General features: G+C 62.3%; 15 protein-coding genes. 8 read left to right on the top strand and 7 right to left on the bottom strand.

The genetic code is table 11. The features are described 5' to 3' along the window. Nucleotides 1-29: 29 nt before the first annotated feature. Nucleotides 30-299 (bottom strand): DUF4242 domain-containing protein, encoded by a 270-nt coding sequence (locus tag ACF6ZU_RS23540; RefSeq protein ID WP_392887472.1) that lies wholly within the window; start codon nt 297-299, stop codon nt 30-32. A 181-nt stretch (nt 300-480) separates the two neighbouring features. On the opposite strand from ACF6ZU_RS23540, the gene ACF6ZU_RS23535 reads away from it, so the two are divergent. Next, nucleotides 481-1,458, top strand: coding sequence for an AraC family transcriptional regulator (locus ACF6ZU_RS23535; protein WP_392887470.1), 978 nt, complete (start codon nt 481-483; stop codon nt 1,456-1,458). A 28-nt stretch (nt 1,459-1,486) separates the two neighbouring features. Here the strand turns inward: ACF6ZU_RS23535 and ACF6ZU_RS23530 are convergent, their stop codons facing one another. From ACF6ZU_RS23530 to ACF6ZU_RS23520, 3 genes are all read right to left on the bottom strand, one after another. Next, the gene (locus ACF6ZU_RS23530) at nt 1,487-2,698 is read right to left on the bottom strand and encodes a cytochrome c biogenesis protein DipZ (protein WP_392887468.1); all 1,212 of its coding nucleotides are present in this window, start codon (nt 2,696-2,698) and stop codon (nt 1,487-1,489) included. A 143-nt stretch (nt 2,699-2,841) separates the two neighbouring features. Further along, nucleotides 2,842-3,096, bottom strand: coding sequence for a hypothetical protein (locus tag ACF6ZU_RS23525; protein ID WP_392887466.1), 255 nt, complete (start codon nt 3,094-3,096; stop codon nt 2,842-2,844). Nucleotides 3,097-3,144: 48 nt separating this feature from the next. Further along, nucleotides 3,145-3,405 (bottom strand): DUF2790 domain-containing protein, encoded by a 261-nt coding sequence (locus ACF6ZU_RS23520; RefSeq protein WP_392887463.1) that lies wholly within the window; start codon nt 3,403-3,405, stop codon nt 3,145-3,147. A 306-nt stretch (nt 3,406-3,711) separates the two neighbouring features. Here ACF6ZU_RS23520 and ACF6ZU_RS23515 point away from each other — a divergent pair, with 306 nt between their 5' ends. From ACF6ZU_RS23515 to ACF6ZU_RS23495, 5 genes are all read left to right on the top strand, one after another. Next, nucleotides 3,712-4,452 (top strand): response regulator, encoded by a 741-nt coding sequence (locus ACF6ZU_RS23515; protein WP_392887461.1) that lies wholly within the window; start codon nt 3,712-3,714, stop codon nt 4,450-4,452. Continuing rightward, nucleotides 4,449-5,756, top strand: a complete 1,308-nt coding sequence (locus tag ACF6ZU_RS23510) for an ATP-binding protein (protein ID WP_392887459.1) — start codon at nt 4,449-4,451, stop codon at nt 5,754-5,756. The genes ACF6ZU_RS23515 and ACF6ZU_RS23510 overlap by 4 nt, the downstream gene beginning before the upstream one ends. 116 nt (nt 5,757-5,872) lie before the next feature. Beyond that, nucleotides 5,873-6,505 carry a CDP-alcohol phosphatidyltransferase family protein gene (locus ACF6ZU_RS23505; protein ID WP_392887457.1) on the top strand — a complete coding sequence of 211 codons (633 nt, stop codon included), beginning with the start codon at nt 5,873-5,875 and terminating at the stop codon, nt 6,503-6,505. Then, nucleotides 6,492-7,091: a lysophospholipid acyltransferase family protein gene (locus ACF6ZU_RS23500; protein WP_392887455.1), complete on the top strand. Its 600-nt coding sequence runs from the start codon at nt 6,492-6,494 to the stop codon at nt 7,089-7,091. Before ACF6ZU_RS23505 ends, ACF6ZU_RS23500 begins: the two co-directional genes overlap by 14 nt. Further along, entirely contained in the window at nt 7,088-8,035 is a 948-nt protein-coding gene (locus ACF6ZU_RS23495; RefSeq protein ID WP_392887453.1) for a phosphatidate cytidylyltransferase, read from the top strand. Before ACF6ZU_RS23500 ends, ACF6ZU_RS23495 begins: the two co-directional genes overlap by 4 nt. Before the next feature lie 136 nt (nt 8,036-8,171). Here ACF6ZU_RS23495 and ACF6ZU_RS23490 read toward each other — a convergent pair whose 3' ends face one another. The 3 genes from ACF6ZU_RS23490 to ACF6ZU_RS23480 form a co-directional block, all read right to left on the bottom strand. Beyond that, a complete protein-coding gene (locus ACF6ZU_RS23490; protein WP_392887451.1) occupies nt 8,172-8,927 on the bottom strand; it encodes a DUF2063 domain-containing protein in 756 nt (251 codons plus the stop codon). Continuing rightward, nucleotides 8,920-9,759 (bottom strand): DUF692 domain-containing protein, encoded by an 840-nt coding sequence (locus ACF6ZU_RS23485; RefSeq protein ID WP_392887449.1) that lies wholly within the window; start codon nt 9,757-9,759, stop codon nt 8,920-8,922. The genes ACF6ZU_RS23490 and ACF6ZU_RS23485 overlap by 8 nt, the downstream gene beginning before the upstream one ends. A gap of 143 nt (nt 9,760-9,902) precedes the next feature. Continuing rightward, nucleotides 9,903-11,237 carry an acetamidase/formamidase family protein gene (locus tag ACF6ZU_RS23480; protein WP_392887447.1) on the bottom strand — a complete coding sequence of 445 codons (1,335 nt, stop codon included), beginning with the start codon at nt 11,235-11,237 and terminating at the stop codon, nt 9,903-9,905. Between the two features lie 399 nt (nt 11,238-11,636). On the opposite strand from ACF6ZU_RS23480, the gene ACF6ZU_RS23475 reads away from it, so the two are divergent. Next, the gene (locus ACF6ZU_RS23475) at nt 11,637-12,683 is read left to right on the top strand and encodes a class I SAM-dependent methyltransferase (protein WP_392887445.1); all 1,047 of its coding nucleotides are present in this window, start codon (nt 11,637-11,639) and stop codon (nt 12,681-12,683) included. Between the two features lie 131 nt (nt 12,684-12,814). Then, complete coding sequence (locus tag ACF6ZU_RS23470) at nt 12,815-13,657, top strand: NAD-dependent protein deacetylase (RefSeq protein ID WP_392887443.1); 843 nt, start codon at nt 12,815-12,817, stop codon at nt 13,655-13,657. Nucleotides 13,658-13,677 lie beyond the last annotated feature (20 nt).

The following is a 13,677-nucleotide window of genomic DNA, read 5'->3' as shown; positions in this document are numbered from 1 at the left end:
TCCGCTCCGTTACAGACTGCATCCCCGGCTTATTCTGCCGTGGTGGGATCGATGATGGTGGTGACCCGGGAAATACTGTTGGCCGGAAAACCGCTCTGCCTGGCGTGTTCCCTGATCAACTCCTCGTTGGGCGAGAGGTACACGCAGTAGAGTTTGTCTGCGGTGACATAACTCTGCTGCCATTGCACCTCAGGCAGGTCGCGCAACGTCCTGCAGGACTTTTGCGCAGCGGCTTTCAAATCCCTTTCTGACAGTGTTCCAGCGCCTGGAATCTCGCGTTCTATGACGAACTTTGGCATGGCAACCTCTCATTCTTGTTATTGATGACAGGGTCTGTCGCCCTGTGGGTCCACTATCGCGCCGCTGGCCGGAGGCGTCCTGCCCGATCGTCGGTCAACCCTGCCCGATCGTCCGGAGGTTTTGCGTTACGCCGAGACAGGCTCACAATCAAAAACACTTCGCCAACAGGGGAAAAGCCCCATGGATGCCCTGTCCCAGACCCTGCGCGTCGTCCGCCTGGTCGGCGCCATTTTCATCAACGCCCGGTTCACCGCGCCCTGGTGCTACCAGTCGCCGAGTGCCGACACCGCCGCGCCCTTTCTGGAGCCCGGCGCGGAACGGGTGGTGATCTTCCACTTGATCACCGAGGGCGAGTGCTACGTCGAACTCGGCGATGATCCGCCCCTGCTGCTGACCGCCGGCGACGTGGTGGTGTTTCCCCAGGGCGATGCCCACCGCATGAGCTCCGAGCCCGGTCTGAAACCCGCCTCAGGTGCACGACTGGACGTGGTGCTGGCGCGTCGTCCGCGACAATTGAGCTATGGCGGAGGCGGCGCGGTGACGCGGCTGGTGTGCGGTTATCTGGCGTGCGATACGCGACTGGCGGGCATGTTGCTGACCGGCTTGCCGGCCATCGTGCGGGTCAATGTACGCGGCTCGGATGCCGGCAACTGGCTGGAATCGTCGGTGCGTTACGCCTTGGCGGAAGCACGCTCGCCAAGGCCCGGCGGCGAAGGCGTACTGGCCAAACTGGCCGAGGTGCTGTTCATCGAGGTGCTGCGCCTGTACATGCACGAACAGGGTGAAGGTCGAACCGGCTGGCTGGCGGGTGCCGGCGACCGGATCGTCGGCGCCGCGCTCAATGCGATGCACACCAAACCCTGTCACGCCTGGACCCTGGATGAACTGGCGCGCACCGCCGGCACGTCAAGATCGGTATTGGCGGAACGCTTTCAACAACTGGTGGGGATTTCGCCGATGCTGTACCTGACGCAATGGCGGATGTTGCTCGCGGCCAATCTGTTACGCAGCAGTAACAGCTCGTTGCTGCGGATCGCTGAAGAGGTCGGCTACCAGACGGACACGGCGTTCAGCCGCGCGTTTCGACGTGAGTTCGGCGCACCGCCCGCGGCATGGCGGCGAGGCCAGGAGAAAAAGACAATGGCCCAAGGCGCGTAGCCTGTGAGCCATTGAGTTGCGGGGTGATTCAGGCGGCAGGTGCTTTGGCTTCCTGCAGCAACTGCTGGATCACTTGCTCCTGGGTGTCGTAGCTGCCTTCACCGAAGTGGGTGTAACGCACCTGGCCCTTGGCGTCGATCAGGTAGTGAGCGGGCCAGTACTGGTTATCGAAGTTGCGCCAGATCGTGTAGTTGTTGTCGATGGCCACCGGGTAGGTGATGCCGAGCTTCTTCACCTGATCCTTGACGTTGCCGATGATGCGCTCGAAGCCGTACTCCGGAGTGTGGACGCCGATTACTACCAGACCGTCCTTCTCGTATTTCTTCGCCCAGTCTTTCACGTACGGCAGGGTGTGCTGGCAGTTGATGCAGTCGTAGGTCCAGAAGTCCACCAGCACTACTTTGCCTTTGAGCGAGTCGTTGCTCAGCGCTGGCGAGTTGATCCATTCGACGGCGCCGGACAGCGACGGCATCGGGCCTTGGGCATTGTCCAGCATCGAGTCGGCCTTGACCTTGCTGACCAGGTAATCCACCACTTTCGGCACGCTTTCCAGTACACCTTTCTCCAGTCTGCTGACGCCTTCGGACGAAATGCCGGCCAGCAGGGTCTTGTCGGCACCGGTGGAAATCACCACTGCCGCGGCCAGCACAGCGAACCCGGCACCGCGACGCAACCAACCGGTGACCGGGATCGACGCTTTCAAGCGATTGACCAGGCCGCGACCGGCGAAGATCAGCGTGCCCAGGGACAGCGCGCTGCCCAAGCCGTAGGCCACCAGCAACAGACTGGTTTGCGCGTTGGCGCCTTGCAGCATTGCACCGGTGAGGATCACGCCCAGGATCGGCCCGGCGCACGGGGCCCAGAGCAGACCGGTGGCGACGCCAATCATGACCGAACCCAGCGGGCCGGACATTTTGCGGGTGTTTGGGTCGAGGCGATTGCCCAGCAGTACGAAGGGACGCGCCAGCCAGCCACCGATCCGCGCGGAAATCAGTGACAGGGCGAACAGGCCCATGACGATCAGGGCGACGTGGCGACCGGTGTTGTTGGCCTGGATCACCCATTCGCTGCTGACCACGGCCAGGCTGGAGATCAGGGCGAAGGTCAGGACCATGCCGCCGAGGGTGAGCAGGATCGACGAGCGCGTGCGGTCGACACCGGCGAACAGGAACGGCACGACCGGAAGGATGCAGGGGCTGAGGACGGTCAATATGCCGCCCAGGAAAGCGATCAGGAACATGGGGGTCACCTATTACATTAAAGGGTGGCAACACGTCCTTGTAGGAGCCGGCTTGCCGGCGATTGCGATCGTTCAGTCACATCGATGTTGAATGTGCTGCCGTCATCGCCGGCAAGCCGGCTCCTACAGGGGACGGTGTGGCTTCAGGCCGTTTGTTCATCCAGCAGCTGGCCTTGCGGCGTGCGGCTGCTACCGTTCTCGGCAACCATTTGGCCTTGCGGCGTACGGTCCGAACCGTCCTGGACCAGCAAGTCGTGGGCGCCCTGCTCGTTCACCGGGGTCAGCTGGAAGCAGGTGCTGCTGCCGCAGCCGCTTTGTTCAACGGCGGCGTTGGCGTGGGCAGCGGCGCCGGCCAGGGCGAAGGCAGCGGCGGTCAAGTAGCGAGTGACGTTGTTCATGATGTTCTTCCTGTCTCAAGGGGGATTGGCAATCGGTCAGCGAAGGACTCAGTTGTCTGAGTTGCAGTCAGCAAATTTGCGGTAGTCCAGGACCTGGGTTTTGTTCTGGGAATCCAGGTAGGTCAGCTGGGCATCGACAATCCCGCAGGTGTTCGAAGCGTCCTGTGTCAGCGACACGACTTTCTTGATGTCCAGGTGCGTGCCGTAGCTGTAGGTTTTGGCGCTGACGTCCGCTTCGGCACGGGCCGACAAGGTGCAGATGTTCAGGGCGGCAAACAGGCAAGCGGCGTAGATGGCTTTGGTGTTCATGGCGGTTTCCTCAAGGCTTCAATGGGTAGGTCGTTCAATTGAGCCGAGGCGGTTGGGTTTGCCTCGATGGAACCTATTAGAAAGCCCCGAGGTATCTCGTCTGTGTCGAAAACCGGCGCGTGTAAATCGGTAAGTATCAGAGTGGCCTGCCGATACAGAGCGATACAAAACCGTGGAAATTCGAGGTTTTTGCGTCCATGTGTATCCGTCGACGCACCAGATACACTGCAATACAAAGGGCAGCGGGCGAGCGGGCAAAGGCTCGATAGACTGTGCGTCATCCCCCATTTACAGAGGCTTGGCCCCATGGAACATGTCGATCACATCCTCATCGTCGACGATGACCGCGAGATTCGAGAGCTGGTAGGCAACTACCTGAAGAAGAACGGCCTGCGCACCACCGTCGTCGCGGACGGTCGGCAGATGCGTTCGTTCCTGGAGACCACGCCGGTCGACCTGATCGTGCTCGACATCATGATGCCGGGCGACGATGGCCTGATGCTGTGCCGCGAGATCCGCGCCGGCAAACACAAGGCCACGCCGGTCTTGATGCTCACCGCGCGCAACGACGAAACCGACCGCATCATCGGCCTGGAAATGGGCGCCGACGATTACCTGGTCAAGCCGTTCGCCGCCCGCGAACTGCTGGCGCGGATCAACGCGGTGTTGCGCCGCACACGGATGTTGCCGCCGAACCTGGTGGTCACCGAAAGCGGTCGCCTGCTGGCTTTCGGTCGCTGGCGCCTGGACACCTCGGCCCGCCACCTGCTCGACGACGACGGCACCATGGTCGCCCTCAGCGGCGCGGAATACCGGCTGTTGCGGGTGTTCCTCGATCATCCGCAACGGGTGCTCAACCGCGACCAGTTGCTGAACCTGACCCAGGGCCGCGACGCCGATCTGTTCGACCGCTCCATCGATTTGCTGGTCAGCCGCTTGCGTCAGCGTTTGCTCGACGACGCGCGCGAACCGGCCTACATCAAGACCGTGCGCAGCGAGGGTTATGTGTTCTCCCTGCCGGTCGAAGTCCTCGGTGCGCCGTCATGAAGCTCTCGATGCACTGGCCCCGCACCCTCGCCTCGCGGCTGTCGCTGATCTTTCTGATCGGCCTGATTCTGGCGCAGGCGCTGTCCTTCGGTGCGCAGTATTACGAGCGCTACGAAAGCGCGAAAAACACCATGCTGGGCAACCTGGAAACCGACGTCTCGACCTCCATCGCCATCCTCGACCGCTTGCCGGCCGAAGAGCGCATGAGCTGGTTGCAACAGCTGGAGCGGCGCAACTACCGCTACTTGCTCGATGAAGGCTCGCCGGGCACGGCCATGCGCGACACGCCGATTGCAGTGACCTCGATCAAGGACGCCATCGGCAAGGATTACCCGATGACCGTGACCGACATTCCCGGCCCGATCAAACACTTCCAGGTACACCTGAAGCTGGCCGACGGCAGCCCCGTGACCATCGACGTGCGCCCTTCGATGGTGCCGCTGTCGCCATGGTTGCCGATCGTTCTGCTTGGCCAGTTGGCGCTGATGATCCTCTGCACCTGGCTGGCGGTGCGCATCGCCATCCGCCCGCTCACCCGCCTGGCAGAGGCAGTGGAAAACCTCGACCCGAATACCCACCCGGTGCACCTGGATGAAAAAGGCCCGACCGAAGTCGCCCATGCCGCCATGGCTTTCAATGAGATGCAGGCGCGGATCGCGGCCTATCTGAAAGAACGCATGCAACTGCTGGCGGCGATTTCCCACGACCTGCAAACCCCGATCACCCGGATGAAACTGCGTGCCGAGTTGATGGACGACTGCAGCGAAAAAGAAAAACTGTGGAATGACCTTGGTGAGATGGAGCATCTGGTGCGTGAAGGTGTGGCTTATGCCCGCAGCGTCCACGGCGCCACCGAAGAGAGCCGCCGCACCAACCTGGATTCGTTCCTCGACAGCCTGGTGTTCGACTATCAGGACATGGGCAAGGACGTGCAGCTCAGCGGCAAAAGCGACACCGTGATCGACACCCGCCCCCACGCCTTGCGTCGGGTGCTGGTGAACCTGACGGACAACGCGCTCAAGTTCGCCGGTGCGGCGGAGTTGCAGGTGGAGTCCAAGCCTGGCGGCAAACTGTCGGTGAAGGTGATGGACCGTGGCCCCGGGATTGCCGAAGACGAACTGGCCCATGTCATGGAGCCGTTCTACCGTGTGGAGAACTCCCGCAACCGCAGCACCGGCGGCACCGGCCTGGGCCTGGCGATTGCCCAGCAACTGGCGCTGGCCCTTGGCGGGTCGTTGACCCTGAGCAACCGTGAGGGCGGCGGCCTCTGCGCAGAGCTGAAGCTCCCCGCCAAAACCCTGTAGGAGCCGGCTTGCCGGCGATGGGCGCTAACGATAACGCGTGTTATCTGGATAAACGCGTTATCGTTAGCGCCCATCGCCAGCAAGCTGGCTCCTACAAAGTGATATGGATATTGCAAATGGATGAAAACAGAAGACCCATCAAGACGCGTTCTGCGGGATGGGCCCGATACATCACCAACCGGTTGGTGAAAAGGGACCTCTCCCCCAACCAGATCTCCGTGGCCAGCATCGCCTTCGCCTTCGTCGGCATCGCGGCGCTCAACATCGACAACGGCATTGCCGGCTCCCTCCTCTGTGCCATCGGCATTCAACTGCGCTTGCTGTGCAACCTCTTCGACGGAATGGTTGCGATCGAGGGCGGCAAGAAGTCCGACATTGGCAGTCTCTACAACGAATTCCCGGACCGGATCGCCGACAGCCTGCTGCTGGTCGGGCTCGGCTATGCCATTGGCTGGCCGGACCTTGGCTGGTGCGCGGCGCTGTTCGCGGCACTGACGGCCTACGTCCGGGTGTTCGGCGGTTCGATCGGCCTGCCGCAGAGCTTCATAGGCCCGATGGCAAAGCAACACCGGATGGCGGTCATGACGGTCGGGCTGCTGCTGAATGCCGTCGAGGCGAGCGTTTACGCCAGTCACTACGTGCTGCTGATGGCGTTGATCATCATCACCCTCGGCTCCGCCGCCACCTGCGTCACGCGCACGCTGGCCATCGCCAGACAACTGAAAGGGGCCGCTCATGTGGATCAGTAACGCGCTGATTTCCGTTCTTCGCTTCCTGATTGGCGTCACGGCCCGCTGGGAAAGCCCGCCGGACCTGTCGCGCCAGCGCATTTATTTCGCCAACCACACCAGCCACATGGACACCCTCGCCATCATTGCGGCCCTGCCTCCCGAGGCACGGGTGAACGTGAAACCGGTGGCGGCCAAGGATTATTGGGGCAAGAACCGTTTCCTGTCGTACATCTCGCAGAAAGGCCTGAATGCGGTGTTGATCGACCGCAACCCCGCGCCCGGCGTCAACGTGCTGGAACCTATCTTCGATGTGGTGCGCGCCGGTCATTCGATCATCATCTTTCCGGAAGGCACGCGGTCCAGCCAGGCATTGCCCGGCGAATTCAAATCGGGGCTTTACCGGCTGAGCGAAACCTTCCCGGATGTCGACCTGGTGCCGATCTATCTGGAAAACCTGCACCGCTCTATGCCCAAGGGCAAACACGTGCCGCTGCCGATCATCTGTACGATCCGCATCGGCAACCCGTTGGAGCGGATTGCCGGAGAAGAAAAACAGCCCTTCCTTGAACGCGCCCGTGACGCCATTGTGAGGCTGTCGAAATGACTCTTGAAACCAAGTTCCTGTGGTTCTTTTTTGCGATTGCCTGTCTGCTCGCGGTGGCCTCGCTCACCGGTCGCCTGCTGGCCGGGCGCGCCAAGACCGAGAGCTCGATCTCGACCATCGAAAACCTCAACCAGCGCGTAAATGCCTGGTGGGGGATGGTGATCATTTTCTTCGTGTCCTACCTGTTGGGCGGGAATGCGACGGTCATTCTGTTCGGCTTCATTTCACTGTTCGCGCTCCGGGAGTTCATCACCCTGACGCCAACGCGGCCCGGCGACCATAACGCGCTGTTTTCGGCTTTTTTCATACTGATTCCGCTGCAGTACGTATTGATCGGCACGCATTGGTATTCACTGTTTACGCTGTTGATTCCGGTGTACGCGTTCCTGCTGCTGCCAGCGATTGCGGTGCTGAGCCAGGACACAGACGCCTTTCTGGAGCGGGCGGCAAAAATCCAGTGGGGGGTGATGATTTGCGTCTACTGCATCAGCCACGCGCCCGCGCTGTTGCTGCTCGATCTGCAAGGCTTCCAGGGCCAGAACGCACTGTTGCTGTTCTATCTGGTGTTCGTGGTTCAACTGAGTGATGTGTTGCAGTACGTGTTCGGCAAACTCTTCGGCAAGCACAAGGTTGCGCCGCTGGTGAGTCCGTCGAAAACCGTCGAAGGCCTGGTCGGTGGCGGTCTGTCTGCCACGCTGATTGGCGGGTGCATGTTCTGGATGACGCCATTCAGTTTCTGGCAGTCGCTGCTGATGTCGCTTGTCATCGTGGTGATGGGTTTCCTCGGTGGCCTGGTCATGTCGGCGATCAAACGCAGCCTCAGCGCCAAGGACTGGGGCACGATGATCAAGGGCCACGGCGGCATGCTCGACCGGATGGACTCGATCTGCTTCGCAGCCCCGATCTTCTTCCACCTGACGCGGTACTTCTTCTCCGCCCCGTAACCACCAACACTGACACACCCCTGATGCCTGACACACCACAACCTGCAGGAGCCGGCTTGCCGGCGACAGCGGTGTGTCAGGCACCTCAATGTTGAATGTTGCACCGCCATCGCCGGCAAGCCGGCTCCTACAGGTGTCAGTGCAGGCCAATGACTCCTTCGCCGTGCATCTGCCGCAACAAAGCCGCCCCGCTGTCGATGAAATCCTGCGAGCCGGCGGCGCCTGCCTCGACGGCCAACCCCTCCAACTGCTCACGCCCGTTCAACTGTGGAAACTCACCAACCCGCTGCAGCAGCCGCCACGCCAACGGGCTCAATTCGGAAAACTTCACGCTCCAGTCCTCGACCCGACGCACCAGCAGCAACGTCGGCTGGGCCGGTGGCGCTTCGGGGTGATAATCCGGCCCGACCAACTGCACCGGCCAGGCATACGCCAACGGCCACGCCAGCGGTGAAACCTGCAACGGGCGCTCCAGCAGCAAGCCCACATCACTCGCCGGCAACGGCTCGGCCTCGGACTGCTGCAACGCCATCTCGACCCACTCGTAATGCGCCAGCTCGACCATGAACGGCGGCCACGGCCCATCGTTCAGCGCCGACGGCTGCGCGGCGAGAAACCCGACAAACTCCTCGGCGATCTCACCGAATTTCGGCGTGTGTGCGCGGTAGTCCCGCAGGAACAGGCGCACCAGCGAACGCCAGTGCTCGTCGCCAAGAATCTTGATCAGCACCGGAAACGTGCCGCTGAGCAACATCGACAGGTTGTTGAAAATCAGGTCGCGGTAAACCTGAGCCCGTGCCACATCCATCCCGGCCGGCGGCGCACAGTGATCGGGGTCACGAAGATATCGACCCAGGGTGTTCTGCTGTTGAAACAGGCCTGATTTATCCACGTGTCACCCCCTCGGCCTGCAGGCGGCGGATGGTTTGCAGTTCGGCGACCAGTTCAGCGAACGCGGGGAAATTGAAATCCCGCTCCAGCAACGTCGGTTGCGCGCCGAACCGGGCGTAAGCCTCGGCCAGCAACGACCAGACCACCGGTTTCACCGACGCGCCATGGGTGTCGATTTTCAAGGTGTCGGACTCATCGAAATGCCCGGCCACGTGCATCGCCACCACCCGCCCGGAATCGATGCCCGCCAGAAAAGCCTGCGGATCAAAACCGTGGTTGATCGAGTTGACGTACACATTGTTAACGTCGAGCAACAGGTCACAGTCGGCTTCGCGCAGCACCGCGTTGGTGAAGGTCAGCTCGTCCATGTCCTGCTGTGGCGCGGCGTAGTAAGAGACGTTTTCCACCGCCAGGCGCCGGCCGAGGATGTCCTGGGACTGGCGAATGCGCGCGGCGACGTGATGCACCGCTTCTTCGGTGAAGGGCAGCGGCAACAGGTCGTACAAATGACCGTCATCGCTGCAGTAACTGAGGTGCTCGCTGTACAGCGGCACCTGGTATTGATCGAGAAAAACCCGGACTTCTTGCAGAAAAGCGACATCCAGCGGCGCCGGTCCACCCAGCGACAGCGACAGGCCGTGACAGGACAACGGATAACGCTCGGCCAAGGCCCGCAATGCCGCGCCATGGGCGCCGCCGATGCCGATCCAGTTTTCCGGCGCGACTTCAAGGAAGTCGAAATCGCCCGCCGGGGCGGCCTGGAGGTCCTTCATCAAACCACGACGCAGGCCAAGCCCGACGGTCGCTTTCGCTGAGGTGATGGGAGTCTGCATGGTATCGATCTCAAGGTAGTCAGAACGTAATCACAGTTAAGCCGAGCGGTGTATCGGGTCTGTGTTGCGTGCTGGCAGAAAATCGCGGGGTTTGTAACGTCGGCGGGTCTGTACACACTTCGGTACAGACCCGCCGCCGGGCGTTACGCCAGGTCGTATTTCTCGCGCACCAGATGGCCGATGCCAATGCGATCCAGCACGTTCATCGGGCACAGGAACGTCACGCGCACGGTGCCGGGCAAGCGGCTGATGTCGATGGAGCCGGTGATGGTCGCGCGGTTCAGCACTTCGTCGTACGGCAGGCCGGTGACCGACGCGGCGCGTTTCAGGCCGTTCTCGACCGCGACGTTGAGGTTTTCGCCGCTGCCGATGAAGGTGATCGGGCCGCTGTCTTCGATGTCATGCTGACCCCAGCGCTCGCCCAGCTCACGGACTTTCTGCCGTTGCGTGGCGTTCATCGGCCGGGCCATGGGCGGCAGGTCGTCGAGGTTTTGCAGGAGGATCGGGCCTTCCAGAGTGAGGTTCTTGATCACTTCGACCTGGACTTCGGTTTCCCCGGAGCAATCGGTGGCGTGCCCGGCAATTTCACCGTTGCCCTGCTGGGCGTGCATGTCGCCCATGTAGACCCCGCCCCCCGGCACTTTCACCGGGCAGATCAGTACGCAGCCTTCGCGGATCGAGTTGGTGTCCATGTGGCCGTCGGTCTTGGCCGCGTGCAGTTCCTCGCGGGTCATGCCGAAACGGTGCGGCGCGCCGATCAGGTACTGGCCGAAATCGGCGCAGTTGTGCGAGTCCGGCAAATCCCGGGACGGCGTGGTGCCGATGTTGCCGAGGAACGGGCGCATGTGCGCGGCGACCCCAGGAATGTCGGCGCGGGCCAGGGACAGGATCGAATGCTGGGCGGCGAACTCCGGCAGCGCCGACATTTCCGAGGCATTGCCCGCCAGTTGGTTGGCCACGTCCTGATTGACGGTCAGGCTGACCTGGTTCTGCGCATCGAAGACGATGACGTAGCCGTGGCTGAAACGGAACGCGCTGACTTCGGCGCCGCAGTTGTTGCAGCGAATCGAATCCTCACCGATGCCTTCGACGTGGCTGGCCGGGTGTTCGGTGGCGCATTTGCTGCAGAATTTCGACACGAACGGATCGCCGTTGTAGCGCCCCTCGACAAAGCTCATCACGCCCGAAGACGTGGCCAGCGAGGTGACGCGCATGCTTTTGATCTTGATCGCCACGGCGTCGCCGATTTCAGCGCCGGCGATGGCCACCGGTTGCGTGACTTCATGGCCGCCCTCGAAGGCGGGCGTAATCATCGGCCCCCAGCAGCCCGGCGGCGTGCCGGTGATCAGGGTGCCGCCATCGGCCAGAGGCCCGAGCATCGGCTGGCTCGGGCCGATCAGGCCGTTGGTGTATTGGTCAACACGCAGGCGGTTGACGGGGGTGGATTGCAGGTCGGTTTCAGGCAGGAGCGTGGTCATTGTTGTCCCCTTCACGGTGTATAGGGTGCCAAACGGCCTGGACAGTTGATCGCAGGTTTGTATCTGGGCTGTGTTCGGGGATGGTCGGGTAATGCCGGAAACTGTATCGAGAAGGGAGCTGGATACAGTGAGATACACACACCACTGAACTCTGTAGGAGCCGGCTTGCCGGCGATGGCGATTTCAAGGACGCCATCGCCGGCAAGCCGGCTCCTACGGGGTTCGGTGTCGGGTCAAAGATTTCTTTCGTCACTCCGGACGGCGACGCAGGTGGCCCGGACTAAACTTAACGCACACAGGACCACACTCCGTCCTGTTCATTCCTGCGACCACCGCCCAGAGGCGCAAGCCTCGGAAAACCTGCCTCTGGACCGTGATCCTGCCAAAGGAGCACACGTGATGGACGAGGCCAGACTCAACGATTTCATGGGCAAACTGGTGAACGACATGGGCGGCGCGGCCATGCTCGCCAATGTCATCCTCGGCGAAGAGCTCGGACTGTACCGGGCCATGGCCGACAGCCAGCTGATCAGCCCCGAAGCACTCGCCGACAAAACCGGCTGCAACGCCCGCCTGCTGCGCGAATGGCTCAGCGCCCACGCCGCTTCCGGCTACATGGAACACCGCGACGGCCAGTTCCGCCTGCCGGAAGAACAGGCCCTGGCGCTGGCCAACGAAGACTCCCCGGTCTACGTGGCGGGCGGTATCGGGGTGGTCGCGTCGTTTTTCCATGACAAGGACAAACTGGTCAAAGCCATGCGCGGCAATGGCGCCCTGCCCTGGGGTGATCACCATCCGTGCATGTTCAACGGCACCGAGCGGTTCTTCCGCCCTGGCTACAAGGCGCATCTGGTCGCCGAATGGTTGCCGGCGCTGGAAGGCGTGGTCGCCAAACTGGAAGCCGGCGCCAAGGTCGCGGACGTGGGCTGCGGGCATGGCGCCTCGACGGTGATCATGGCCCAGGCGTTTCCGGACTCACGGTTCGTCGGTTTCGACTATCACGCACCGTCCGTCACCGTCGCCACCCAGCGCGCAGAAGAAGGCGGCGTGGCTGGTCGGGCGCGGTTCTTCCAGGGCACAGCGAAAAGCTACCCCGGCGACGATTACGACCTGATCTGCTACTTCGACTGCCTGCACGACATGGGCGACCCAGTGGGCGCGGCGCGACATGCCTACGAGTCGCTGAAACCGGACGGCACGGTGCTGCTGGTGGAGCCGTTCGCCAACGACAAGCTCGACGACAACGTCACCCCGGTTGGCCGGTTGTTCTACGCCGCGTCGACGTTCATCTGCACGCCCAATTCGCTGTCCCAGGAAGTCGGCCTCGGGCTCGGCGCGCAGGCCGGTGAAGCGCGATTGCGCAAGGTGTTCACGGAGGCCGGGTTCAAGACGTTCCGCCGGGCGACCGAAACCCCGTTCAACCTGATCCTCGAAGCCCGTAAGTAACCCCCAAACCTGTAGGAGCCGGCTTGCCGGCGATGGAGTCCGTAAGATCGCCATCGCCAGCAAGCTGGCTCCTACAAGGGTGATCGGCAGTGCTACCCTGCAAACACCCCTGGCCCACCGGAGTGTTGAACATGCTCGACAGCCGCACCCGCGAACAACTCGACCGGCTTCAGCAGTTGATGACCGACCAACCGTTTGTGGTCCTGACCGGTGCCGGCATCAGCACCCCGTCGGGCATTCCGGACTACCGCGACAACCAGGGCGTACGTCGCGGCCGGCAACCGATGATGTACCAGGAATTCCTCTCAGCCCCGGAATCCCGGCGGCGTTATTGGGCGCGGGCGATGCTCGGGTGGCCGCGGGTGCGCCTGGCCCAGCCGAACGTGGCGCACGAAGCCCTCGCCAGCCTTCAAAGCAGCCGACAGATCAGCGGGCTCATCACCCAGAACGTCGACACCCTGCACGACCAGGCCGGCAGCCACGACGTGATCGAACTGCACGGCAGCCTGCACCGGGTGCTGTGTCTGGACTGCGGGCAGCGCAGCGAGCGTGATTCGATCCAGAAAGTGATGGAAGCGCAGAACCCTTACCTGGCCGGCGTCGACGCGGTGCAGGCGCCGGATGGCGACACCTTGCTCGATTCTGCGTTCGAGGCGCGGTTTCAGGTGCCGCATTGCCCGCACTGCGCGGGCGAGCGGATGAAACCGGATGTGGTGTTTTTCGGTGAGAACGTGGCGCAGGTCACAGCGGCCAAGGCGATGGCAGCGGTGGAAAAAGCCGCGGGGTTGCTGGTGGTCGGGTCTTCGTTGATGGCGTATTCGGCGTTTCGTCTGTGCCGGGCCGTGGCGGATCAGGGCAAGCCGTTGCTGGCGATCAACCTCGGCAAGACCCGGGCGGATGACCTCCTCGATATGAAGATAGAAGCCTCCTGCGAAAAACTGCTGCCGTTGCTGGCCCAGCGCCTCACACCCTGACCCCACACAACCTTGTAGGA

It is taken from the genome of Pseudomonas migulae (genome assembly GCF_043225285.1).
In the GTDB taxonomy this organism is placed as follows: Bacteria; Pseudomonadota; Gammaproteobacteria; order Pseudomonadales; family Pseudomonadaceae; genus Aquipseudomonas; species Aquipseudomonas migulae_C.
Note: the sequence above shows the minus strand (reverse complement) of the source record. Positions and strands in the feature narration are given on the sequence as shown.

What these genes read in the sequence shown, in the direction of transcription:
- ACF6ZU_RS23540 (WP_392887472.1), bottom strand. Translation starts at nt 299, where the DNA reads ATGCCAAAGTTCGTCATAGAACGCGAGATTCCAGGCGCTGGAACACTG.
- ACF6ZU_RS23535 (WP_392887470.1), top strand. Translation starts at nt 481, where the DNA reads ATGGATGCCCTGTCCCAGACCCTGCGCGTCGTCCGCCTGGTCGGCGCC.
- ACF6ZU_RS23530 (WP_392887468.1), bottom strand. Translation starts at nt 2,698, where the DNA reads ATGTTCCTGATCGCTTTCCTGGGCGGCATATTGACCGTCCTCAGCCCC.
- ACF6ZU_RS23525 (WP_392887466.1), bottom strand. Translation starts at nt 3,096, where the DNA reads ATGAACAACGTCACTCGCTACTTGACCGCCGCTGCCTTCGCCCTGGCC.
- ACF6ZU_RS23520 (WP_392887463.1), bottom strand. Translation starts at nt 3,405, where the DNA reads ATGAACACCAAAGCCATCTACGCCGCTTGCCTGTTTGCCGCCCTGAAC.
- ACF6ZU_RS23515 (WP_392887461.1), top strand. Translation starts at nt 3,712, where the DNA reads ATGGAACATGTCGATCACATCCTCATCGTCGACGATGACCGCGAGATT.
- ACF6ZU_RS23510 (WP_392887459.1), top strand. Translation starts at nt 4,449, where the DNA reads ATGAAGCTCTCGATGCACTGGCCCCGCACCCTCGCCTCGCGGCTGTCG.
- ACF6ZU_RS23505 (WP_392887457.1), top strand. Translation starts at nt 5,873, where the DNA reads ATGGATGAAAACAGAAGACCCATCAAGACGCGTTCTGCGGGATGGGCC.
- ACF6ZU_RS23500 (WP_392887455.1), top strand. Translation starts at nt 6,492, where the DNA reads ATGTGGATCAGTAACGCGCTGATTTCCGTTCTTCGCTTCCTGATTGGC.
- ACF6ZU_RS23495 (WP_392887453.1), top strand. Translation starts at nt 7,088, where the DNA reads ATGACTCTTGAAACCAAGTTCCTGTGGTTCTTTTTTGCGATTGCCTGT.
- ACF6ZU_RS23485 (WP_392887449.1), bottom strand. Translation starts at nt 9,759, where the DNA reads ATGCAGACTCCCATCACCTCAGCGAAAGCGACCGTCGGGCTTGGCCTG.
- ACF6ZU_RS23480 (WP_392887447.1), bottom strand. Translation starts at nt 11,237, where the DNA reads ATGACCACGCTCCTGCCTGAAACCGACCTGCAATCCACCCCCGTCAAC.
- ACF6ZU_RS23475 (WP_392887445.1), top strand. Translation starts at nt 11,637, where the DNA reads ATGGACGAGGCCAGACTCAACGATTTCATGGGCAAACTGGTGAACGAC.
- ACF6ZU_RS23470 (WP_392887443.1), top strand. Translation starts at nt 12,815, where the DNA reads ATGCTCGACAGCCGCACCCGCGAACAACTCGACCGGCTTCAGCAGTTG.